Raw genomic sequence first — 22,399 nt, 5'->3', positions numbered from 1 at the left:
CACAATTCCTGCCAAGCGTGATATACTACAGCAGGGTAACTTGCACATAACTTCACGAAAGGTTCCTTCCACCTCATGGGCACAGTTCGCGATATTATGGCCGGGGACGGCGTCTCACTTGGTCCCGAAAACAAGGTAAAGACCGCTATTCTCCTTATGAAGAACCATAATGTCAGCGGGCTGCCGGTCATCGAAGGCGAGCGCATCGTCGGCGTCGTCGAACACATGAACCTTCTCGGCAAGGACAACGACATCCCCATCGAGCACGTGATGGACCGCGAGTTCGTGACCATACCTCCAGAACTGAGCGTCTCCAACGCCGCCGACCTGATGGCCAAGACCGCCGCCGAACGACTGCTCGTGGTTCAGGACGGCCGGCTGATCGGAGTCGTCACCGCCGCCATGCTGCTGCCGGAACTCGGAAAGTCACTCGACGAACTGACGAGACTCCCGAGAGCTGACGCTATGCGAGACTGGGGAATCGCGGCACTCAAGGGCGGCTCGGAGATTACCGTCATATTCGTAGACCTGGACAGGTTCGGCCACTTCAATAAGCAGTACGGACATATCGTCGGCGACAAGGTGCTGAAACACGTTGCCGACGTTCTGCTGGCGAACACCGACGAGGACACGGACATGCTCTGCCGCTACGCAGGCGACGAGTTCGCGATCGTTACCCTGAGAAACCGGGACGACGCCCGCGAACTGGCAGCTCTGCTCGACGGGAAGCTCAGGAACGCCGTCAACCACGAACTCCCCGAGCCGGTTACCGCTTCATTCGGGATTTTCGGCGGCAAGCGCACGAAGGAACGCGAGGACATGCACTATGCGGCCACCCTGGACAACCTGATCAACCTCGCGAGCAAAGCCTGCACCGAAAACAAACCCGGCGCGGCCGCAACGGCAACCCAGGCCGCTCGCGCCGCTGAACGGCCCGCTGCAGCCGCGATCGAGCCCGCATCGGAGCACGATAAGCCGACGGTCGGCACGCGGCTCGAGATCAGATCGCTCAACTTTTCCTGGGAAAGCGGCTCAATCGCCCGGGTGGAAGTGCACCTTGCTCACGGAGACGTCACCGAGTCTCAGGTCTCCGGCGGATTCGCTCTGGGAAACAACGCACTCCGCCTGGTCGGGGAGGCGGTTGCCGGCGCGATACACAAGTTCCTTCCCGAAGGCTACGGCATCGTTGTGGACAGCGTGCATCCGATAAACAGCGGACTGGGGGACGAGGTCGTGCTCGTCGAGGCCGTGTTGGTGACGCCTCAGACCGAGATCAGGCTGACCGGCAGCGCGATCGTGAGGCAGGACAGATACCGCACGACCGCCGCCGCACTCCTCGACGCGGTCAACCGCCAGCTGTCCGGCATCATCTGAGTCCCGCGCACTGACCGTTCATCAAGATATCCTCCGCACAAAAGAACCTCCGAGACACCCCGGCTATCGCAGGAGGAGTCCCGCACACCGCCGCGGAACACATCTTCGTTCGTGTGTAGTCGTTTTCGGCAGAGCAAGCACGGGCGTTAGTGGGGCATACCGGGGTCAACGGTGAGGTCGACCCGTGCCGCGGACTCTACGACCATGCACAGATTCTACGTCCCCCAAAACAGCATCGCGGCGGGTCGAGCATCGTTCTCGCAGGATCAGCAGCGGCAGCTGCGGAACGTACTCCGCATGAAGCCCGGCGACCGCGCGGCGATCTTCGATGGATCCGGACGGGAGTACGGCGTCGAGATCGAACTCGACGAGTCAGGCCGGCCGGCCGCCCGAGTACTGGACACATCTTGCCCTGACACCGAGCCGCGCGTCAGCCTTGCGATCATCCAGAGCCTTCCCAGAAGCGACAAGCTCGATCTTATCCTCCAGAAGTGCACCGAGCTTGGGGCCGCTGAGTTCATTGTAACGACAACCGAACGCTCTGTCGCCAGAATCGCCTCAGACAAGGTGGAAGCGAAGATGGAACGATGGCGGGCAATAGTCAGGGAGGCGGCCGAGCAGTCCGGCAGGGTCCGCCTGCCTTCCGTCGAGAGCGTTCTCGAGTATCGAGAGGCACTGGACCGGACGCTAGGCTCAGGCGCCGTTCTCGTCGCTTGGGAACGGGAACGGGATGTGGAACTGTTTTCGATGCTACCTCGTCTAAGGGGTGAGACTCGGGTCACGATGATAGTCGGACCCGAAGGCGGACTCACGGCCGGGGAAGTCGAAGCGGCAAGAGAGTCCGGGGCGACACCGATATCACTTGGGGCACGAACGCTGAGAACCGAGACGGCCGCGATAGCGGCCTCGGCGATACTGATTTCGGCTCTGGGGTAGCACGTATCGCCGCGGAAATACCGCGAAGGAATCCTCGGTTACAGGGGCAAAAACTTCCTTGACAAAACGATCCGCGTATGCTAGATTGTGCGTGGAATAATTGGTTTTCAGAGGTTTACGCGCACGCCCCGGCGTTTCTCCTGCAGGGGCGTAACCTTTGTCCGACCAAATCCGTTATTGTCATTGGAGCGAAGAGTATCATCGCAGGTTCGGTGATGTACTGCTTCAGGCATCCGCCATCATTTCACACCTTGAAGGAGGAGGTGACTCATGATCAGAGACAGGAAAGGATTCACACTGATCGAACTGCTGGTCGTCATAGCAATCATCGCTATCCTGGCTGCTATACTGTTCCCGGTCTTCGCAGCCGCCAGAGCCAAGGCCCGAGCGAGCAGTTGTATGGCGAATATGGGCCAGCTCTCGAAGTCGATTCTATCGTACGCGGGAGATAACGACGACAAGTTCCCGTGCACCAGATGGCCATCCACCCCGACAGCCGGCGAGAAGAACATCTCTGCCAATGCGGTCGGAGCGACATGGGTCGAACGGATTGACCCTTACGTACAAAAGGGTTCCATCGTCAACGGCCCCGAGGGCTTGATGGGAGGCGTGTTCAACTGCGCCGAACGCGAGAGGAAATGGAAGGTATACAACCTGCCTCCCGACTGGCACAGTTACGGCTATAACTTCCTATATCTCGGACTGCCGATCAACCCTCGCTCGACCGGCGGAGGTCTAACCAATCCGTCGCAGTACGGCTCCTGGCAGTTCAGATCAGCCGCGACCAGGGTATCCCGCCTCGAGAGCAGCTCGGACACGATTCTGCTGGTTGAAGGCAGGTCAATCTGGGCGTTCCCGCCCTATGCGAATACTCCGGTCGGCGACAACACACTTGGGGCACAAATCGCGGAGAACTCCCTGTTCGTCAGCCCCAGGCACAACGACAAGACAAACGTCGCGTTCTGCGACGGGCATGTCAAGGCGTTCGATGCCCAAGACCTCGTTACCAACAACCGCTGGCTGAAGAGCGGCAGCCGCAGAGGCGCGGCCCTCAACAACAAGCTGTGGGATGTTATCAAGGACAAGCCCATATACTACTAGCAGGCGAGGCATCGTCCGCTTGCGCTGATGAGACTAGCGGCAGGAGCAGTCCTTGTGGCCGCTCCTGCCTGACCACCCGATGTGAATCGGAGTGATGGGAGGTAAATCAAAATGGTTCGCAGACAAAGGGGTTTCACCCTTATTGAACTGCTGGTTGTAATCGCAATCATCCTTATACTGGCCGCCATCCTGTTCCCGGTGTTTGCGAAAGTCAGGTCGAAGGCACTGCAGACAACGTGCCTCAACAACCTGAAGCAGCTCGGCATCGCGTGCGAGATGTACCAGAGCGCCTGGGGTGACGTCCTGGTACCGTACGGCGCTCCGTTCGCATGGACACCAAACGGCATGTGGCCTATGCTGCTCAACCCTTACCTGAAGCAGATCACAGCCGATAACATGGCCGTTGCCGGCAATCTCGGCAAGCTGTTCAGATGCCCCGCCGCGCAGGAAGAAGAGATTGCGGGCTGGGCTTTCGAGCGCTCATACGGCATGAACACGTACTGCGGCGGCTGGCAGGCCGTCAACCCGACGCCGGCGCAGGCCATAGTCGTCTCCACCTCCAAAGCCAAGTATCCGTCACAGACGATACGAATCGCAGAAACCGAGTGGAGAGCCGTCGGCGGATCGTTCTTTGCCGCGTTGCCTTCGGCCTACGTTGACAATGATCCGACATGCCACAGATTCGCAACCAGGCACAACGACCAAGGCTGCGTGCTGTGGATTGACGGCCACGTGTCAACCATGACAATGGCGACGTACCTCGCGCCGGCCGGGTACACCCGAGCCTCTGCGGTGTGGCTACGACTGACTGGTCCCAAACCGAACCCTTCGTAGGCACGCATTGCTCGGTTTGTTGAGGGCGGCGGGCATCCTCAGAGATGTCCGTCGCTCAGATTCCTCTAACTCTTACCTGGAGGACACGACGATGCGCAGAACCCAGCGAGGATTCACCCTCATCGAGCTTCTGGTTGTCATCGCCATCATTCTCATTCTGGCGGCGATTCTCTTCCCCGTTTTTGCCAAGGTCAGAGCGAAAGCCCTACAGACTACATGCCTGAACAACATGAAGCAGTTGGGCGTCGCATGCGAGATGTACCAATCCGCATGGGGCGACGTGCTGGTCCCCTGGGGCGCCCCCTTCAATGCCATGACGGGCATATGGTACTCGCTTCTCGACCCCTATCTCAGACAGATTGAAGGCGGAACGTTCAACAATGCCAACCTCGGCAAGATTTTCCGCTGTCCGGCCGCCGCCGAGGAAGAACTGCTCGGATGGGCTTACCAGAGGTCGTACGGCATGAGCAGCCGCGTCGGAGGCTGGCTCAACGCGGGAAACAACCCTATCGTCTACTCGGTGTCAAAGGCGAAATATCCATCCCAGACAGTCCGCATCGCAGAAAGTGACTGGGAGCCCGCCCCCGGACAGGGACAGGGGGGAAGCGCATTCGCGCCGGATCCGACCGTCAATGACGGGCGCAAGTTCCCCGGCAGGCACAACGGCACAGGAAGCGTCCTCTGGATAGACGGCCATGCCAGTTCGATGACGCCGGACCGATACGGTCTTCTGGACAATCAGACTGACAGAGCGGTCTGGCTGAGGCTCACCGGACCGAAGCCAAACCCATAGATAGCTTGGGCGAGTTTGCCGAACGAAGGGACAGCAGGGCCCGCTCCGGGTTGCTGTCCCTTGTCACAAGTGGCACGGCCGTTTCGCACTCGCAGGGCGTCCGACGGTGATGACCTCTTGCCCGCTATCGGTCGAGTCCCTGTGACCGGCCGTTCCCGGAGTCCGTCCTTGTGCCGACCTCCTCGCAAAGGAATTCCGCGTCCTTGGTCGAAACGTACAGAGACAGGCTGCGATGGAACTGGCGCCCGCAACGATTCCTGCGAGACGCCTGTTGGGGGACTATATCCTGATGCGACAGGAGAGGATTACCGACAATCTGGCCCAGTTGCTTGACGTGCTGCCGCCGCCGATCCGCGAATGCCTCGACAAGCAACCGGACCTAGAAGACCTCCTGGAGATCGTGATGGACTTGGGGCGTCCGGCTGAGGCGCGATTTCCGACAAGAACCCTCGAACTCTGCGAGATCGAGATTTCGCCGCAGGACATTGACTGCGTCGTGTCACGAGTCGGCGAGTTCGGCAAGGACAACCGCGCCGGAATCGAGCGAACCCTACACCGCATATCGGCGATACGCAACCGCCAGTCGAAGATCGTCGGCCTGACGTGCCGGATAGGTCGAGCGGTCTACGGCACGATAGACATTATCCGGGACGTTGTCGAGAGCGGCAGGAGCATCCTGCTGCTGGGCCGACCGGGCGTCGGCAAGACCACCAAGCTGCGCGAGGTCGCCCGGGTCCTGAGCGACGAGTTCAGGAAGCGGGTGGTGATCGTCGATACCTCAAACGAGATCGCGGGGGACGGTGACATCCCCCACCCCGCGATCGGCCACGCGCGCCGGATGCAGGTCGCGACACCGGAAATGCAGCACGCCGTGATGATCGAGGCAGTCGAGAACCACATGCCGCAGGTCGTGGTCATTGACGAGATCGGCGTGGAGGCGGAGGCATTTGCCGCGCGGACGATCGCCGAGCGCGGCGTACAGCTCATCGGCACCGCGCACGGAAACTCCCTGGAGAACCTGCTCATGAACCCCACACTATCGGACCTCATCGGAGGAATCCAGGCGGTGACGCTGAGCGACGAGGAGGCCAAGCGGCGGGGTACTCAGAAAACCGTGCTCGAGCGAAAAGCGCCACCGACGTTCGACGCCGTCATCGAGATCATGGACATGGACAAGCTGGCGATCCACCACGACGTGGCGATGGTGGTAGACCGACTGCTCAGGGGATCGCCTCCCAGGCCCGAGATACGAGTCCGCAACCCGGAGGGCGAGGTCGAGGTTCTTCAGCAGGCCGATATCGAGACCAGAACGGTTGAGGAGCTCTCGCTGGACGAGCAACCGATATCAGGGACAAAACCCCTGCCCGCGACAGTGCGTATCTTCCCCTACGGGGTCAGCAGGAACCGACTCGAACGCGCGATACGCGAGATGAAGGTGCCTGCCTACATCACCAAGGACGCGGGAAGCGCCGACGTCGTGATAACCCTCAAAGCGCACTCTCGGAAGGAACCCACAAGGCTGCGCGAGGCATCATCCGGCGATGTCCCGGTCTACGTCGTCAAGAGCAATACTTACACACAGATCGCGAACGTCGTCAGGTCCATCTTCCGCGTGTCCGATTTCGGCGACGAGGATGCCGCACTCTCCCAGGCCAGGACAGCGATCGAACGGATTCTCGACGGCGACGAAGACCATATCGAACTGATGCCTCAGACGAGCTACGTCCGCAGGCTCCAGCACCAGCTTGCAGGAGAGCACGGTCTGGTCTCGGAGAGTATCGGCACGGAGCCGTACCGACACGTACGCATATCGCGACCATAGGAGGACAGCTTGCCGTCCTGCTTCATCACCCTGGAGGGACCGGAAGGCTGCGGGAAGTCCACGCAGGCCCGACTGCTGGCCGACGCCTTACTGGAACGGGGAGTATCGGTCAAGCTCACGAGAGAGCCGGGGGGCGATCCGGTCGGCGAGGAGATCAGAAAGATCCTCCTCGACGGCGCCGACCACTCGGTCGCCGACAGGACGGAGGTCCTGCTCTACGAGGCGGCGCGCGCTCAGCACACCGAGTCCGTGATACGACCGCATCTCGCGCAGGGATGCGTCGTCATCTGCGACCGATTCGCGGATTCCACAGTGGCCTATCAGGGCTACGGAAGCGGAGTTGATCTCGACGTCATCCGCCGACTCAACTCGTTCGCCACCGGCGGACTCGAGCCGGACATGACGTTTCTGCTCGACATTGACACGGAGACCGGACTGAAGCGCCAACAGGAATGGAACAGGATGGAGCGCAAGGCCCTGAACTATCATGAGAGAGTGAGGCAGGGCTTCCTGCGAGAGGCTTCGCTGAACCCCGAGCGCATTACGATACTGGACGCTATGAGTGATATCGAGACGATTCACCAGCAGATCCTCGCCATTGTCGAGCGGAAGCTGGAACTCAGCACACAACCGGGAGGCGAACGATGAAACTGGTCATCACCGTCATACACGATCGAGACAAGAACAGGATTTCGGAAGCGCTCCTTCGCAACAACTTCAAGTTTACCAAGCTGGCGAGCACCGGCGGTTTCCTGAGGGACGGAAACGTCACGTTTCTGATCGGCGTGGAGGCCAAGCGCCTTGACGAACTGGTAGATGTCATCAAGGAGAGCTGCAAGACACGAGAGCAGTACGCGAACTTCGTACCGCCTGATGCGGGCCCCGTCGGGGTGTTCATGCCGAGCCCGGTCAAGGTGCTTGTCGGCGGTGCGGTCATCTTCGTCGTTGACGTGGAGAGGTTCGAGCGGTTCTAGCATGAGGTTCGCCGATATTCATGGGCAGGACGCGGCTGTCCAGGCCCTTAGATCCTCGCTGCACAGGGAATCCGGCACGGTCGGCCTCGCGCATGCGTATCTGTTCGCCGGACCGAAGAGCGTGGGCAAGACCTCGACGGCTCTCGCATTCGCGGCCGCCCTGAACTGCGAAGACCCCGGGCCCGACGGTGACTCCTGCGGCAACTGCCTCTCCTGCATTCGGATCGAGGCAGGCACGGACCTCGACGTGCGGGTGATATGCCCGGAGAAGAACCAGACGCTCATCAAGCAGACGGGCGACATGGTCGCGAATCTCGTATACGCTCCCGTGAACGGCAAACGCCGGGTCTACATCATCGAACAGGCGGACACTCTCAACACTCATGCCGAGAACAGCATCCTGAAGGCTCTTGAGGAGCCTCCGGACTACGCGATCATCATACTGCTCTCCCGAAACCCCAGTTCGCTGCTTCAGACGATCCGCTCCAGGTGCCGGCTGGTCAGATTCCACACCACGAGCGCGTCCGAAATCGAGGCCGTCCTCCGCTTGAGATGCGACCTTCCCGACGAGCAGATCCGGATCATCGCCGCGTCGGCCGAGGGTGCCGTCGGGCGGGCCATAGGCATGGCCGAAGACCCGAGGACGATGGAGGACCGACGGGCGGCACTGGAAGCAGTCAGGTGGTGGGCGGAGTCCCCTCCGATTGCGACTCTGAGGGCGGCGGAGATGCTGCGCAAGATCGCCGAGCCGAGCAAGAGCGAAAAGGAGGAAGGCCTGACATCGGCGCGAAGGCTGCAGGTGCTCCTCGACCACGTGCAATCGTGGTACGCGGATATGCTTTCCATAGCGGTGCGCGGCGATAGCGCCGTCCTCTGCAACGTGGATTTCGCGGATGCTCTGGCCGACCACGCCGCGATGTACTCCCGGAAGCGCATAAGCTCGGGGATCGAGGGGATCATGAGGACGAGGCGGTACCTCGAGGGCAACATCACCGCACAACTCGCGCTCGAGAACATGCTGTTCGGCCTGCGTCCCGATCAGCGCTCCCGAGCCTGACCCAGGAACTCCAGCAGTTCATCTCGACTGAGCGAGCCATCGCGCAGAATCCTCGGCGAATCGGCAGTCAGGTCAATGACGGTCGACGCAACTCCAAGAGGCGATTCGCCGGCATCGAGAATGCACCCTATGCGGCCTCCCAGATACGCGTGCACTTCCTCCGCGTTGAGCGGCGGCGGTTGGCCCGACGGGTTCGCGCTCGGGGCAACGATGGGAGTTCGGGCCGCCCTGAGCAACGCCAGCGCGACGGGATGGGCTGGAACTCGGATGCCGACCGTGCCAGTACCTGCAGTGACAGATTCGGGCAACTCGGATCGAGATCTAAGGACTATGGTAAGCGGTCCGGGCATGAACCGACGAGCGAGTTCGAAGGCGATCTCAGGAATCTCGGCGGCGACTCCCCACAGCCTGTCAACGCCCGCGACCTGGACGGGAAGCGGGTTGTCTGCAGGACGTCCCTTGACTTCGCAGACACGGGCGACGGCGACGGGGTTGAGCGCATCGGCGGCGAGTCCATAGACGGTCTCGGTCGGGAAAGCGACGAGTTCACCACGCCGGATCGCCTCGGCGGCAAATCGAATGGCCTCGGGAGCAGGGTGTTGAGCATCCACCTTCAGAATCGCCGTATCCATTCCGACACCTCCAGTCCGGTCACATATGCCCAAGAACAACCCGCTCGAGGCCCGCATAGTCGTTGACTACCTGCAATTCTTCGTACCCGCTTTCGCGAAACATCTCGCATACATCCTTCGCCTGGTTCGAGCCGACCTCCACCAACAGCCATCCCCCTGGCTGAAGGAACGTCCTCGCCGACGGAATGATGCGCCGGTAGTAGTCAAGTCCGTCCCGGCCTCCGTCGAGCGCGTCCTTCGGTTCGTACAGCGATATCTCAGGCTGAAGGCCGGCAATGTCGGCAGACGGAATGTACGGCGGGTTCGAGACTACGGCATCGAACCGCAGTCCTATGAGGGGCTGGAACAGATCGCCCAGACCTAGATGCACACGATCCGCCACCCGGTGCCGCTCCGCATTCCTTCGGGCCATGTCGAGCGAAACCTGAGTAGTGTCCGTACCGTAGACCTGCGCATTCGGGAGCGAGACGGCGAGGGAAACAGCTATCGCGCCGCTTCCGACACCGATATCGGCGATTGCCCGCTGCGCGCCGCTCAGCACGGCGACGGCGGTCTCGACGAGTCTCTCCGTCTCGGGCCGAGGCACCAGCACGCCGGGTCCGACCTCGAACTCGAGGCCGTAGAACTCGCGGCGGCGCAGAATATAGGCGAGCGGCATTCTCTCGGAGCGCCTATTCAACAGCTCAAGGAAACGGACTCGGTGTTCGCCCGAAGGGACGTACTCCGGGTGGGCAATCACGAAGGTGCGCGACAAGCCGACGGTTTCGGCAAGCAGAAGCTCGGCATCGAGCGCGGGGGTATCTACTCCTGACTTGATGAGCAGCGCGACCGCGTCACTCAGGAGATCGTGGACGGTCGAATCACCCACACTCCCCTCCTCTCAATCTCTAGCTTCCTTCCGCTCCCTTGAGGCGCTCAGCCTGGTCGGCCGCGATGAGGTGATCGAGCATGTCCTGGATGTCGCCCTCCATGAAGGCGTCCATGCTGAAGACGCTGTACCCGATACGATGATCTGTGATGCGACCCTGAGGAAAGTTGTAGGTGCGGATCTTCTCGCTTCGATCGCCGCTACCGACCATGCTCTTGCGGGAAGCGCTGATCTCGGCCTGCTGCTCCCGGATCATTCGCTCGAGCAGCATGGCTCGAAGCATGCGCATCGCCTTCTCCTTGTTCTGGAGCTGGGAGCGCTCGTCCTGACAGCTCACGATGATCCCTGACGGCCTGTGGGTGATCCGAATCGCCGAGTCCGTCTTGTTCACGTGCTGTCCGCCGGCACTCGACGAGCGGAAGGTATCTACCTCGAGATCGTCCGTGTTTATCTCGACTTCAACTTCCTCCGCCTCCGGCATGACGGCAACCGTCGCCGCCGAGGTGTGAATCCGGCCGCCGCTCTCGGTCTCCGGCACCCGCTGAACACGGTGCACGCCGCTCTCGTACTTGAGAACGCTGTATGCTCCCCGACCGTCAACCGCGAGGACGGCTTCCTTGAATCCACCGATACCGGTCTCATTCGCACTCATCAGTTCGGTTTTCCAATGCCGTCGCTCTGCATATCGCATATACATCCGCAGAAGCTCCCCGGCAAAAAGGGCGGCTTCCTCCCCTCCGGTACCGGCTCGAATCTCGATCATGACGCTCCTATCGTCGTTCGGGTCGGTCGGCAGAAGCAGGACCCTCAACCGCTCCTCGATCTTCGACTCCCTCTCCTTGAGTTCATCGAGTTCGGCCTGGGCCATTGCGTGCATCTCCTCGTCGAGCTGTTCGTGCAGGAGTTCCTCGGTATCGAGCTTCTGCTGTCGGACGCTGCTGTACTCCCGATACTTGGTGACGAGTTCCGTCAGGCTCGAGTGCTCCTTGGCCACCTGCTGATACGCCTTTGGATCGTTGAAGACCCCCGGATCACTCATCCTGCGGGTGAGTTCCTCGTATCGCGTTTCGACTTCCTTCAATCGCTCGTACAAGGCGGAATGCCCCCTATAGGTAGTCCGGCCGGTGCCAAGGGCGAGTTCGCTAAACGGTCTCCTGCTGAGGAGCGGACTCGCGCTCCTTCTCGAACACGGCGTTCAGCGCAGCAAGCGCAACCTCTACCTGATCGTCCGACGGCGGGCGAGTCGTAACTCTTTGGAGCAGCAGCCCGGGAGAGAGAAGCGCGTTCAGTACCCTGGACTCCTTGTGCTTCCCGGCGTAGCGGATCGTCTCGTACGCGATTCCGGCTATGACGGGCAGAAACGCCAGCCTGATCGGGACCCTCAGGTACCAGGCCGAGTGCCAGCCCAGGAACATATGGACAATGATGCTCACGACCAGCACGATCAGTATGAAACTCGTTCCACAGCGCTGATGGATGGTGCCGTACTTGTCTATGTTCTCGGCAGTCAGATCCAGCCCGGCCTCGTAAGTGTTTATCACCCTGTGTTCCGCGCCGTGGAACTCGAACACCCTGCGGATGTCCTTCATCATCGAGATCGCTAGGATGTACCCGATGAATATCACGAACTTCACCAGCCCCTCGATAGCATTCAACCAGTAAGGGTTCTTGATCGTGTTCTGAAAGAGTCCGGTGATCAGGTGAGGCAGAACGAAGAAGATTCCGACAGCCAGCGCGAGAGCGAAAACCATCGTACCCCAGACGGCGATGTCATTGATGTTCTGGACGCCGGGCTTCCTGGCCTTGACCTTCCTCGGCTTGCCCGACTTATCGGGCTTCTCAGCCTCGGCCTTCTCGACGTCCTCCATCGCAAGGTTCGCGGAGAACATGAGGGCTTTCATCCCCAAGGCCATCGCATCAATTATCGCCAGAGTGCCGCGAAGGAAGGGCTTGTTCAGCCATTGAAACCTGCCAAGGATCGCATCCACCGATTCCTGACGGACGGTTATCTCGTTGTTCGCGCGGCGGCACGCGACGGCGTAGAACTTCGGGCCGCGCATCATGACACCTTCGATGACCGCCTGTCCGCCGTATGCGGTATTCTCTGACACGTTCCCTCCTATGCAGCGGCCGAGCCTCGGTACAGACCATACTGCGTCGAAGATTGAGATGGAGTCAAAACCGCTAGGACTGATCGTCGTCCGAAGGATGCCCGAGCGGTTCGGCGCGACCACAGGTCATCTCGCCTTCGGAGCAATACCCACGGGATTCGCAGGCCGGCCCCGCGTTAGCAAAGAGAATCGGAGCCGCCTTCCGGACCTCCGCGAGCATCAGGGCCGCAAGCTCCCTGATCTCGTGCTGCGCTCGGGTACACATTCGCAACTCAAAGAAGTTGAGAAGGCTTCGCGCGTTGGCGGTCATGATGATGTTCGTCTCGGCCGCACTCGGCAGGACGTACCTGGCGTCCTCGGCCTCGATCCCGGACGCGAGCAGTTCATCATAGCACTGCCTGCACTGGGCCATAAGCGAATAGTACCGCTCGGCGATATGCTCGTCGGCGGCGACAGCAGGCGGGGCGAAGAACTCAAGGTTCTTCATCGTGACGTAGCGCTGGCTCTGCTGAGAGTAGGAAGCAAGCCGGTGACGCACCAGTTGATGCGAGCAGGCCCGGGATATTCCCTCGATGCCGAGGGTGAACGACGCATGCTCCAGCACGGAGAAATGGCCCAGCCCGAGCACCTTCTCAATCAGCCGAGCCGCTTCTGCATCGTCCATGCGGTCTCGAATGCTCTCGATGCCGGCGGAAGAATAGCACAGCCTTATCGCCGCGGCAACCGTCTTCTCCGGCTGCTGGGTGTGACTGAGCAGCAAGACCCGCAAGACTACTTCTCCGACTTCGGAGCTTCGGAGCCCTTGTCGGCCATCTTGTACTTCTGCAGGAACTTCTCGACGCGTCCCTCGGTGTCCACAATCTTCTGCCGACCGGTAAAGAACGGGTGACACGCGGAGCAAATCTCGACTCTTATATCAGTGGTAGTAGACTGAGTCTCGAAGTTGTTGCCGCACGCGCAATGCACCGTAGCCGGCCCGTATGTTGGATGTATGCCCTTCTTCAAACGAATCTCTCCCTCGTCAGCGATTGCCGGGTTTCAAGGCAGTCCGGCGATGCGATCTGCGCTCCCCGGAAACAAGGTATTATACCACAATGGCGCGCGCATGGCAACCCTCCCTGGGACTCGGACGGCGGTGCGGCCGGCGGTTTCGGGTATGAAGGACTTGTGTCGCTCGGGATTGAACAGATACTCATAGTTGGATCGCGAAGTTGCACCGAAACATGCCGAAGACTGCTCTCATATACAGCCGCGAAATGACCTGCTACGACCTGGGGCGCAATCACCCTCTGAGACCGGAAAGGCTGAGGCTCGTATACGAACTCGTCTCCGCGTGCGGGTTCATCGGCGGCGATTCCGTGCTCGTGCCACCCGAACCAGCCACGCGCGAGGACCTGGAAACCGTGCACCTTCCAGCCTACATTGACGTCGTGAAGGCCCTCAGCGACGGCGACTACAGCCCTGCCAGGACCAGGAGCGGGTTCGGTTCGCTGGACAACCCTCCGTTCCCAGGGATGTACGAGGCGTCTCTGATCTATACCGGTGCATCCGTGCTTGCCGCCGAACTGGTAGCGAGCGGAGAATGCGACCGTGCGTTCAACGTCTCGGGCGGTCTACACCATGCGCTGCCTGACCGCGCCAGCGGCTTCTGCGTGTTCAATGACGCGGCGATCGCGGTCGAGCGTCTCAGACCCAGGTTCAAGCGCATCGCGTACATAGACCTGGACGCGCATCACGGCGACGGCGTGCAATCCATCTTCTACGACACCGACCAAGTTCTGACAATCTCGCTTCACGAGTCCGGCGACTACCTCTTTCCCGGCACGGGCTACCCGAGAGAGATCGGGGTCGGGGCCGGCAAGGGCTGCTCTGTGAACATCCCGTTCACGCCTTCCACGCCCGACGACGTGTACCTCTGGGCCTTCGACCAGATCGTACCGCCACTCATCGAGGCATATCAGCCAGACGCGATAGTGGCCCAACTCGGCGTCGATGCCCACTTCGACGACCCTCTGGCACACCTCATTCTCACGAGCAGCGGTTTCACGTCGCTGGTGGATCGAATCCTCTCATTCGGGCGGCCCGTGGTCGCCCTCGGCGGCGGGGGCTACAATCTTCTGGCGGTCCCCCGACTCTGGACGCTCGCGTACGGCCTCATGGCCGGCCGAGATCTCCCGGACCAGATTCCCGAAGAGTACGCCCGCAAGTACGGCACCGCTCGACTGCACGACACGGTCCGCCCTCCGGTTTCGCGCCACCAGAGGCACAACGTAAGGCCCGACGCGGAGGAGGCGGTGGCCGCGATCAAACGCCTCGTCTTCCCGCTGCACGGCCTGAGTCCTGACTGAACGGCAACCGTCTTGACACTGCTCCGCATCAGCGACTAGAATCTCCGCATGCACGACAAGGACCCGACCTCAAGACGCAGCAACCCACTGCTCGCCCGCGACGTCTCTGAGATAGTACAACGGCTGCCGAAGTACGCCAAGCTCTCGTGGCTGCTAATCCGTGATTCCAGTCTCTCCACAAGGCAGCGCGCGGCGCTGATGGGCGCGCTCGGCTACTCCGTCAGCCCGATTGATGCCATACCGGGCATCATTCCCGTAATCGGCCAGATGGACGACCTAGCGGTGGTCCTTCTCGCCCTTCGTTACATCCTCCGATCCCTCCCGCCGGGCCGCTCGAGCGCACTCCTGGAGCAGTGCGGGCTCGGCCCGGAGACCTTGGACGCCGACCTCGAAACCGTCAAACTCCACGGCCTGCGGGTACTGAAACGCATACGCCTCAGCCTCTCGCTCGGAGCGGCGTTCACGCTCGGCGTGGGCAGGTACGCCGGCAGGGAGATCCGCGACAGCCTGAAGGCCGGCCGCGAGTCCGAGGGGTCTTGACCATTATGGAAACAAGACCAGATTCCGCCGTGACTACGAGAGACCGCATCGTCGGCGAAGACCGAGTCTGGGCTACGGTCTGGTGGCTGTCCTGGCCGACGATGATCACCATGTTCCTGATGACTATGAACGGGATGCTCGACGGCATCTTCGTCGGGCAGCTCGGACCGGCGGCCTTGAGCGGAGTCGGACTCGCCAGCCAGGTCAACATGGTGCTGATGGCGCTGGTCACGGCGGTCGGGGTCGGCACTACCGCGCTCGTGGCACGGTTCATCGGCGCCGGCGAGCCGGAAGAGGCCGAGGAGAGCGTCCGGCAGTCGATCCTGTTGGGCGTGATCGCTTCCATCGTCTCGGGGCTGCTGCTCGTCGGTATCGGGAGGCCGCTACTCAGGTTCATGGGCGCGGAGGGCGATGCGCTCCGTCTCGGACTCAGCTATCTGTATATCCTGATGCTCTCGGTGACGCCCTACTACCTACTGCTGATCCTCACCGGCGTATTTCGCGGCATGGGCGACATGTGGACGCCGCTGATCGTCATGGCGGTCGTGACATCGGTGAGCGTCGGCGGCGACTATCTGCTGATCTTCGGCATAGGACCTCTCCCCCGGCTTGAGGTCGCAGGTGCGGCAATCGCGAACGGAATCTCACGTCTGATGGGCGCGCTGATGCTCTCTGTATACCTGGCGCGGTCCCCGCTTCGCGGATCGCTCATGCGCGGATGGTCGCCGGACTGGGGATGGTTCAGGCGCATCCTGAGCATCGGGCTGCCGGCTGCCGTCCAGGGAGTCCTGCGGACGGGCGCGTCCATGACCTACTACTCGATACTCGGGCTGACCTCTCAGGGCTATCTCGCCATCGCAGCGCTGACGGCGGGGATCAGGACCGAGGCGCTGGCATTCATGCTCGGGTTCGCCTTCAGCACGGCGGCGACCTCGATGGTCGGGCAGAACCTCGGGGCCGATCAACCGAAGCGAGCCACCGCGAGCGCATGGGCGGCCGCGTGGCAGGGCATATGGGTGATGAGCATTGCGGGGGTGATATTCTTCGTGCTGGCCGCGCCGATCGCGGGGCTCTTCACCAATGATGCGGTAGTTCGGTCGCTGATCGTGAGCTACCTGCGGATCAACGCGATCTCCGAGCCGTTCCTCGCGCTCTCAATGATCCTCACGGGCGCGATGCAGGGGGCGGGCGCGACTCGCGTTCCGGCGATTGCGACGATAGCAACACTCTGGTTCGCACGGCTGCCGCTGACCTATTACCTGGCGATCACGCTTCAAATGGGCGCAAACGGGGCGTGGATCGCGATGTCTGCGACGGCTATACTCTCCGGGCTGGTGATGCTGGCGGTCTTCAGGTGCAGCAGGTGGCAGGAGACGGCGGTCTAGGCGTAAAGAAGATGGATGGAGGCGTGGACGAGATTCGAACTCGTGCATAACGGTTTTGCAGACCGCTCCCTTACCACTTGGGTACCACGCCTCATGGAGCGGGAGACGGGATTCGAACCCGCGACAACCTGCTTGGGAAGCAGGTGCTCTACCACTGAACTACTCCCGCATCTGTTGGTGGGCGATGTTGGATTTGAACCAACGACCTCTTCCGTGTGAAGGAAGCGCTCTCCCCCTGAGCCAATCGCCCGTCAGGCCTGGTGGGGATGGAGAGAGTTGAACTCTCATGCCCTTGCGGGCACTTGGCCCTCAACCAAGCGCGTCTGCCATTCCGCCACATCCCCACGTTGGTAACAGGATTGTACCACAGAGCCTGGGGCTTGTCAACGCGGAGTTCGATGCCAATCAGTACCTGATGAAGCTCTTGATATCGTAGCCACGGAGTTGGTCGCGCCCCCTGAGGAAGTCGAGTTCGACGAGGAAAGACAACCCGACCACCAGGCCGCCGAGTTCCTCGATGAGCCGGGCCGACGCCGACGCCGTGCCGCCGGTCGCGAGAAGATCGTCAATGACGAGCGCCCGATGGCCGGGGCGGATGGCATCACGGTGCATCTCGACGGTGTTCGTGCCGTACTCGAGGGCGTACTCGCACTTGACGGTCTGGTGGGGAAGTTTCCCGATCTTGCGGACCGGCACGAAGCCCTTTGCGAGCCTGACCGCCACCGGCGCGCCCAGGATGAAGCCCCGCGACTCGATTCCGACGATCACGTCCGGCTTGGTCTCAGAAGCGTACTCGCTCATCGCGTCCACAACCTCGGCCAGAGCCGCCGGGTCCTGCAGGACGGGCGTGATGTCCTTGAAGATGATACCCGGCTTCGGAAAATCCGGGATGTCCCGGATGAGAGACCACGCGCGCAGGACTTGTGACATATCGTTATCCTTTGAGCGCCCCCGCGGTGAGCCCGGCGGTGATCTGACGCTGGAAGAACATGTACACGATGAGCGTCGGCAGCATCACCATTACGAGCCCCGCGAAGAGCGCGCCCCAGTCCGTCTCGTAGTGCTGAACCATCAGCAGATTGGCGATCCCGAGCGGTAGTGTGCGGAGCTTGCTGTCGGCAATGATGACGAGAGCCAGGGGATACTCGTTCCAGATACCGAAGAAGTTGAATATCCCTGCGGTGATCAGCCCGGGCTTGGCAAGAGGAAGCATGATTCGCCAGAAGGCCGAGAAGTGCGAGCAGCCGTCTATCAGCCCTGCCTCCGCAAGTTCGCCGGGAAGCGTCTTGAAGAAGCCGGTCATGATGAAGACAGTGAACGACAGCGAGTAGGCCACATAGGCGGTGATCAGGCCGAAGTAGTTGTTCCACATGCCCAGGCTTCTGAGCAGCAGGAACAGGGGGACGATGCTCAGGAAGACGGGGAACATCATGCCGCTGACGAAGACCGTGTGCACGGCCCCGCTGCCTGGAAATACGAACCGGGCGAGAGCATAGGCCGCCATCGAGCCGATGAGCAGTATGAAGAACATCGAGACGGCCGTCACGAACACGCTGTTCATGAAGTACTGCCCGATGCCCGCCTCCGTCCATGCTTTCGCGTAGTTCGCCCACTGCGCGGCCGAGGGGGGCGACCAGGGATTCTCGAACAGCTCGATCGAGGTCTTGAGAGACGCCGAGGCGAGCCAGATCATCGGGTAGATGACGATCGCCGCATACAGAAGCAACATCCCGTGGAGCAATACGCTCTTCAGGAGGCCGAATGCCGAGAGTCGGTTCGTCGTTGCGCGTCCTCGCATAGCCTACCGTGGGACTCCTCGCTAGTACTCCACCACTTCCCTCCGCATCAGGCGGATGGAGGTGATCGAGATGATGAATATAAGTATGAATGCGACGACTCCGAGCGCCGTCGCATAGCCGAAGTTGCTCTCCTCGAAGGCCAGACGGTACAGGTAGCTCAGCATCACCTCCGTCTGGTTGTCCGGACCGCCGTCGGTCATGATGAACACCAGTCCGAAGATGTTGAGCGTGTGAATAATCAGGTAGACGATCGCCATCTTCAGGATCTCCCACACCAGCGGGAGAGTCACATGGCGAAATGACTGCCAGTTGCTAGCGCCGTCAATGCACGCGGCCTCATAGAAGGTCTGCGGGATGCTCTGGACACCGGCAAGGAACAGAACGATGTAGAAACCCATCGAGTACCAGATTGTGGTGGCGATCAGCGCGGGAAGGGCCAGGTCCGGCTCGCCGAGCCAACCGGTGGACGCAAACTGCTCGAGGCCGACCAGTTTCAGAAAAGCGTTCAGGATACCCATACGAGGGTGATAGATGAACGACCAGAGAACCGCGACGGCGACTACGGATATTATGTTGGGGAACAGGAAGACCGCGCGATACGTCTCGGAGCCCCGCACCTTCTTGCTCAGCGCAACCGCGATCAACAGAGCAACCGGGATGATGATCACGAGCGCGACGACCATGAAGATCAGGTTGTGCTGAAGGGCCTTCCAGAAGATCGGATCCCGAAAGAGCAATTCGCGGAAATTCTCGAGGCCGACGAACTCTCTGTTCATGGATAGCCCCCGCCATCGGAACATGGCGATATAGAACGCCTGCGCCATCGGGAAGAGGAAGAACCCCGCATAGAGAAGCGCCGCCGGGAGGAGAAACGCGATTATGGTAAGGTGTTTGTCTCGTTTGAGCATGGATACCGCCAGCCGCACCGCTCTGGGACGCGAGCGCACACTATCGGTATTTCCATGCGTGCCGCGCGGTTTCCTCCAGGCCTTCGGCCTGATACATTGTTGCCGCTCATCCGATAATAATGGTAGAATCCGGAAGCAGACTACTGGGACGGCGCGCTTCCCGGAGGGCGATTGCTCATGAGGAAAAAGCAACCTTGGTACAGCTTCTGGCTGATCCTGCCTGCGCTGGTCGTCTTCGCCCCGCTGGGCTTGTTCATGCTGTGGAAGTCACCGCGGAAGTCGCGGGCGAAGGCCGTGCTTACCATTCTTTATGCGTTCTTTCTTACTGCTGGCTTAGTTTGGGCGGTCAAGACCGACTTCTACGGGCGATACATTGACCGCACGCCGCCGCCGGAAGACGTGTTCGACGTGCGTCTCAACTCGCGCAACAGGTATGTGACGCCGGAAGTGATGCCTTTCGAGGGAAGGGTCTTCGCAGCCGTAGTGAAAGAGATGAGGTCGGAGCGTCCAGGCCTTGACGTGGACATGAACCGCGACATCGTAGACGTCGAGTCTCTCGGCACCCACACCAGGGCATTCGAGACGGTCGCCGAACAATACAACCTGGACTCCGACGATGTGCAACGCATCTACCGCAAGGTGGCGTTCCTGCTGGCCGGGAAGGTGAAGTAACCATCGCGGACCTGCCCGGTCACGCGGAGCATCACCAATCCGGATTCACGGGCGCGAGAACACCAGCCTGCAGATCGAACCTCCGTCCGACAGCCGTTCTTCGAACTCGACCGACAGTTCGGTATCGAACTCCGCGGCCCAGACCACCGCTTCACGAAGACAGATTCGGTTGCACACGTCGAGGGCCAGTCCGTCCCTGCCCGACTTCCGCAGCGCTTCCAACCAAGGGCACTCAGTGATCTCGACAACCACACGATCCGCAGAGTTCTCGGCGACCCGGTACGCGTGACCCTCCGAGGCAAACTTCAGTTCGAGGCAGAGAGCCATCTCGGCCAGCGAGTCGCCCTTCAGCTTCAGAATCTCCACTGCCTTCCGCGCCTGAATTTTCGGGACGACTTCCCACACGTGCTCGTCCAGTCTCATGGCGTCATCGTAGCCGTGCGCCTCCTCGACCTTGACGAACCAGAGACCATCCGTGACGAAATACGAACGTCTCAGAAACTCGATCAGCGATCTGTCGTCGAATACAGGCATTCTCGCTCTCCGCGTATTGGCAGGCTACTCAGTTCCGCCGGGTAGTCGCTCATTCGTTCTGCGCGACAGGGCAAGTTCCCTCTCGACACAGCACCCCGCTCGGAACGTCAGGTATTATTACTGATGGGAAATACGGCAAAAATGATGTAGAATGTAGATAAGATCGTGGACTCCCGCCCGACCCGTCCGGAGGCGGCGGAGATGAAGGATATGACCCGAAAACCGAGTTTCGCACCGCTCATCGTCGTCTTGTTCGCGGCATCGTTAGCCCCGGCCTTTGCCTGGAAGTTCGTTTCGATGGCGGACAGCCGCGGAAGCGACAACGGCGTCAATACAGCCGAGTTGACAAAAATTGTAGGCCTTGTCAACCTGGAGAACGCCGATCTGGTCATATTCCAGGGTGATGCAGTGAACGGGTCGAGTTCCGACGCGACGTTGGCGTCCCAGATGGACACATGGCTGAGCGTCATGAATACCCTCAACTGCCCATGGTATTTCGTACCCGGCAATCACGAGGTATCGACCGCAACGTCGGAGAACGTCATACGCGCCAAAGTCAATATGCCGACGAACGGTCCGACCGTATACTCGGAAACCGTGTTCTCATTCGACCACGAGAACGCTCATTTCGTCGGTTTGAACAGCAACCACTACGGTGAGAACCACCGCGTGCAGAGATCGTGGCTGATCACCGACCTCGCGGCCACGCTGAAGCCGCACAGATTCGTCATGGCTCACGAGCCCGCATATCCTGTTGACGGCCACATCGGAAGTTCGCTCGACACATACCCCGCTGAGAGGGACGACTTCTGGAGCATCATGACCAATGCCGGCGTCAGGATGTATTTTACGGGCCACGAGCACCTGTATTCGAGATCGCTGCACGGCAGCATCTACGAGGTGATCAACGGCTCCTGCGGCGCGCCACTCTACGCGGCCCCTCCGGGTGCGATATCGGCCTACCACTACGTGCTGGTTGATATCAGTGGCCTCAGCGTATCATGCCAGGCCAAGAACGATACGGGTGGCGTGCTGGACACATGGTCCTATTCGCTCCCACCGCCTCCTGAGGTAACGATCTCGGCGGTCAAGCAACTACCGGATGGTTCAGCGGTATCCCTGAGCGGTAAGACCGTTACCACCGGCACGAACCAGTTAGCCTCGACGTTCTACATCGAGGAAGCCGACCGATCGTCTGCGATCAAGGTGTATGGATCCGGGCTGTCGGTAGCCGATGGAACGGGCACACTCGTACAAGGGACGCTCGGCACTTCAAACGGCGAACGGGTGATCAACACCCCAACGGTCACTCCCATTGCGCTGCCCTATCCCGTACCCGAGCCTGTAGGGATGCTGACGAGGGACGTGTCCGGAGGTCCGCTGAACGAGTTTACCCCCGGAGTAAGCGGCAATCCCAATCTGAACAGCACGGGGCTTCTGGTTCGAGTGTGGGGAATCGTGACTCACGTCAACACCACGCTGAAATACTTCTACATGGATGACGGGTGCGGCCTGCAGGACGGTTCGGGACAGACTGGTTTGCAGGTGTACTGCGGCGGACGTCCGGCTGGAAGTGACATAACGCTGCCTGCGCTGAACTCCATAGTACGAGTGACCGGGATTGCATCGAGCAGAACTGCGGGTGCGAACATAATACCGGCGCTGCGCCCCCGGAGCCAGTCGGATATCTCGGTGTATGCCCCTTAGCGCC

The 22,399-nt window shown here is 60.7% G+C and carries 24 protein-coding genes and 4 tRNA genes; 14 read left to right on the top strand and 14 right to left on the bottom strand.

The features are described from left to right. Positions 1 to 75: 75 nt before the first annotated feature. The 9 genes from KBC96_01530 (at position 76) to KBC96_01490 (ending at position 8,891) form a co-directional block, all read left to right on the top strand. A complete protein-coding gene (locus KBC96_01530; GenBank protein MBP6963064.1) occupies positions 76 to 1,374 on the top strand; it encodes a GGDEF domain-containing protein in 1,299 nt (432 codons plus the stop codon). Positions 1,375 to 1,578: 204 nt separating this feature from the next. Further along, positions 1,579 to 2,310 carry a 16S rRNA (uracil(1498)-N(3))-methyltransferase gene (locus KBC96_01525; protein MBP6963063.1) on the top strand — a complete coding sequence of 244 codons (732 nt, stop codon included), beginning with the start codon at positions 1,579 to 1,581 and terminating at the stop codon, positions 2,308 to 2,310. Positions 2,311 to 2,580: 270 nt separating this feature from the next. After that, positions 2,581 to 3,411: a prepilin-type N-terminal cleavage/methylation domain-containing protein gene (locus KBC96_01520; GenBank protein MBP6963062.1), complete on the top strand. Its 831-nt coding sequence runs from the start codon at positions 2,581 to 2,583 to the stop codon at positions 3,409 to 3,411. A 111-nt stretch (positions 3,412 to 3,522) separates the two neighbouring features. Further along, complete coding sequence (locus KBC96_01515; protein ID MBP6963061.1) at positions 3,523 to 4,245, top strand: prepilin-type N-terminal cleavage/methylation domain-containing protein; 723 nt, start codon at positions 3,523 to 3,525, stop codon at positions 4,243 to 4,245. A gap of 91 nt (positions 4,246 to 4,336) precedes the next feature. Then, on the top strand, positions 4,337 to 5,038 hold the full coding sequence (locus KBC96_01510) for a prepilin-type N-terminal cleavage/methylation domain-containing protein (GenBank protein MBP6963060.1): 702 nt from the start codon (positions 4,337 to 4,339) through the stop codon (positions 5,036 to 5,038). Between the two features lie 289 nt (positions 5,039 to 5,327). Beyond that, positions 5,328 to 6,860, top strand: coding sequence for an AAA family ATPase (locus KBC96_01505; protein MBP6963059.1), 1,533 nt, complete (start codon positions 5,328 to 5,330; stop codon positions 6,858 to 6,860). A gap of 9 nt (positions 6,861 to 6,869) precedes the next feature. Beyond that, the gene (locus KBC96_01500; protein MBP6963058.1) at positions 6,870 to 7,508 is read left to right on the top strand and encodes a dTMP kinase; all 639 of its coding nucleotides are present in this window, start codon (positions 6,870 to 6,872) and stop codon (positions 7,506 to 7,508) included. Further along, the gene (locus KBC96_01495) at positions 7,505 to 7,834 is read left to right on the top strand and encodes a cyclic-di-AMP receptor (protein ID MBP6963057.1); all 330 of its coding nucleotides are present in this window, start codon (positions 7,505 to 7,507) and stop codon (positions 7,832 to 7,834) included. Before KBC96_01500 ends, KBC96_01495 begins: the two co-directional genes overlap by 4 nt. A 1-nt stretch (position 7,835) precedes the next feature. Further along, positions 7,836 to 8,891 carry a DNA polymerase III subunit delta' gene (locus KBC96_01490; protein MBP6963056.1) on the top strand — a complete coding sequence of 352 codons (1,056 nt, stop codon included), beginning with the start codon at positions 7,836 to 7,838 and terminating at the stop codon, positions 8,889 to 8,891. Here KBC96_01490 and KBC96_01485 read toward each other — a convergent pair. From KBC96_01485 to rpmE, 6 genes are all read right to left on the bottom strand, one after another. Then, on the bottom strand, positions 8,873 to 9,523 hold the full coding sequence (locus KBC96_01485) for a threonylcarbamoyl-AMP synthase (GenBank protein ID MBP6963055.1): 651 nt from the start codon (positions 9,521 to 9,523) through the stop codon (positions 8,873 to 8,875). The two genes, KBC96_01490 and KBC96_01485, sit on opposite strands and share 19 nt — an antisense overlap. A gap of 19 nt (positions 9,524 to 9,542) precedes the next feature. After that, positions 9,543 to 10,391 carry a peptide chain release factor N(5)-glutamine methyltransferase gene (prmC, locus tag KBC96_01480; protein MBP6963054.1) on the bottom strand — a complete coding sequence of 283 codons (849 nt, stop codon included), beginning with the start codon at positions 10,389 to 10,391 and terminating at the stop codon, positions 9,543 to 9,545. 19 nt (positions 10,392 to 10,410) lie between these two features. Next, the gene (gene prfA / locus KBC96_01475; GenBank protein MBP6963053.1) at positions 10,411 to 11,484 is read right to left on the bottom strand and encodes a peptide chain release factor 1; all 1,074 of its coding nucleotides are present in this window, start codon (positions 11,482 to 11,484) and stop codon (positions 10,411 to 10,413) included. Between the two features lie 49 nt (positions 11,485 to 11,533). Further along, positions 11,534 to 12,454 (bottom strand): DUF1385 domain-containing protein, encoded by a 921-nt coding sequence (locus tag KBC96_01470; GenBank protein MBP6963052.1) that lies wholly within the window; start codon positions 12,452 to 12,454, stop codon positions 11,534 to 11,536. A 121-nt stretch (positions 12,455 to 12,575) separates the two neighbouring features. Next, the gene (locus tag KBC96_01465) at positions 12,576 to 13,271 is read right to left on the bottom strand and encodes an FAD-dependent thymidylate synthase (GenBank protein MBP6963051.1); all 696 of its coding nucleotides are present in this window, start codon (positions 13,269 to 13,271) and stop codon (positions 12,576 to 12,578) included. Positions 13,272 to 13,273: 2 nt separating this feature from the next. Beyond that, positions 13,274 to 13,507: a 50S ribosomal protein L31 gene (gene rpmE, locus KBC96_01460; GenBank protein MBP6963050.1), complete on the bottom strand. Its 234-nt coding sequence runs from the start codon at positions 13,505 to 13,507 to the stop codon at positions 13,274 to 13,276. Between the two features lie 251 nt (positions 13,508 to 13,758). Here rpmE and KBC96_01455 point away from each other — a divergent pair, with 251 nt between their 5' ends. The 3 genes from KBC96_01455 to KBC96_01445 are packed head-to-tail and all read left to right on the top strand — an operon-like array spanning position 13,759 to position 16,775. Then, positions 13,759 to 14,850: an acetoin utilization protein AcuC gene (locus KBC96_01455; protein MBP6963049.1), complete on the top strand. Its 1,092-nt coding sequence runs from the start codon at positions 13,759 to 13,761 to the stop codon at positions 14,848 to 14,850. Positions 14,851 to 14,898: 48 nt separating this feature from the next. Next, the gene (locus KBC96_01450; protein MBP6963048.1) at positions 14,899 to 15,390 is read left to right on the top strand and encodes a DUF1232 domain-containing protein; all 492 of its coding nucleotides are present in this window, start codon (positions 14,899 to 14,901) and stop codon (positions 15,388 to 15,390) included. 5 nt (positions 15,391 to 15,395) lie between these two features. After that, positions 15,396 to 16,775, top strand: coding sequence for an MATE family efflux transporter (locus KBC96_01445; protein MBP6963047.1), 1,380 nt, complete (start codon positions 15,396 to 15,398; stop codon positions 16,773 to 16,775). 16 nt (positions 16,776 to 16,791) lie between these two features. On the opposite strand, the gene KBC96_01440 is transcribed toward KBC96_01445, so the two are convergent. The 7 genes from KBC96_01440 to KBC96_01410 all read right to left on the bottom strand — a co-directional run bounded on the left by KBC96_01440 (position 16,792) and on the right by KBC96_01410 (position 19,482). Continuing rightward, positions 16,792 to 16,866 (bottom strand) — tRNA-Cys (locus KBC96_01440). Between the two features lie 3 nt (positions 16,867 to 16,869). Beyond that, positions 16,870 to 16,944: transfer RNA gene (locus tag KBC96_01435), tRNA-Gly, on the bottom strand. Between the two features lie 6 nt (positions 16,945 to 16,950). Then, positions 16,951 to 17,025: transfer RNA gene (locus KBC96_01430), tRNA-Val, on the bottom strand. A gap of 8 nt (positions 17,026 to 17,033) precedes the next feature. After that, positions 17,034 to 17,119: transfer RNA gene (locus KBC96_01425), tRNA-Leu, on the bottom strand. A gap of 61 nt (positions 17,120 to 17,180) precedes the next feature. Beyond that, entirely contained in the window at positions 17,181 to 17,705 is a 525-nt protein-coding gene (locus KBC96_01420) for an adenine phosphoribosyltransferase (protein ID MBP6963046.1), read from the bottom strand. A 4-nt stretch (positions 17,706 to 17,709) separates the two neighbouring features. Next, the gene (locus tag KBC96_01415) at positions 17,710 to 18,504 is read right to left on the bottom strand and encodes a carbohydrate ABC transporter permease (protein ID MBP6963045.1); all 795 of its coding nucleotides are present in this window, start codon (positions 18,502 to 18,504) and stop codon (positions 17,710 to 17,712) included. A 90-nt stretch (positions 18,505 to 18,594) separates the two neighbouring features. Then, positions 18,595 to 19,482, bottom strand: coding sequence for a sugar ABC transporter permease (locus KBC96_01410; protein MBP6963044.1), 888 nt, complete (start codon positions 19,480 to 19,482; stop codon positions 18,595 to 18,597). A gap of 177 nt (positions 19,483 to 19,659) precedes the next feature. Between KBC96_01410 and KBC96_01405 the strand changes: the two genes are divergently transcribed. Further along, positions 19,660 to 20,154 (top strand): hypothetical protein, encoded by a 495-nt coding sequence (locus tag KBC96_01405; protein ID MBP6963043.1) that lies wholly within the window; start codon positions 19,660 to 19,662, stop codon positions 20,152 to 20,154. A 45-nt stretch (positions 20,155 to 20,199) separates the two neighbouring features. Here KBC96_01405 and KBC96_01400 read toward each other — a convergent pair whose 3' ends face one another. After that, positions 20,200 to 20,688, bottom strand: coding sequence for an L-2-amino-thiazoline-4-carboxylic acid hydrolase (locus KBC96_01400; protein MBP6963042.1), 489 nt, complete (start codon positions 20,686 to 20,688; stop codon positions 20,200 to 20,202). 201 nt (positions 20,689 to 20,889) lie between these two features. Here KBC96_01400 and KBC96_01395 point away from each other — a divergent pair, with 201 nt between their 5' ends. After that, positions 20,890 to 22,395: a metallophosphoesterase gene (locus KBC96_01395; protein MBP6963041.1), complete on the top strand. Its 1,506-nt coding sequence runs from the start codon at positions 20,890 to 20,892 to the stop codon at positions 22,393 to 22,395. The last annotated feature ends 4 nt before the right edge of the window (positions 22,396 to 22,399 follow it).

It is taken from the genome of Armatimonadota bacterium (assembly GCA_017993055.1).
Taxonomy (GTDB): Bacteria; Armatimonadota; UBA5829; order DTJY01; family DTJY01; genus JAGONM01.
This window is presented reverse-complemented; position numbering and strand designations above follow the sequence as displayed.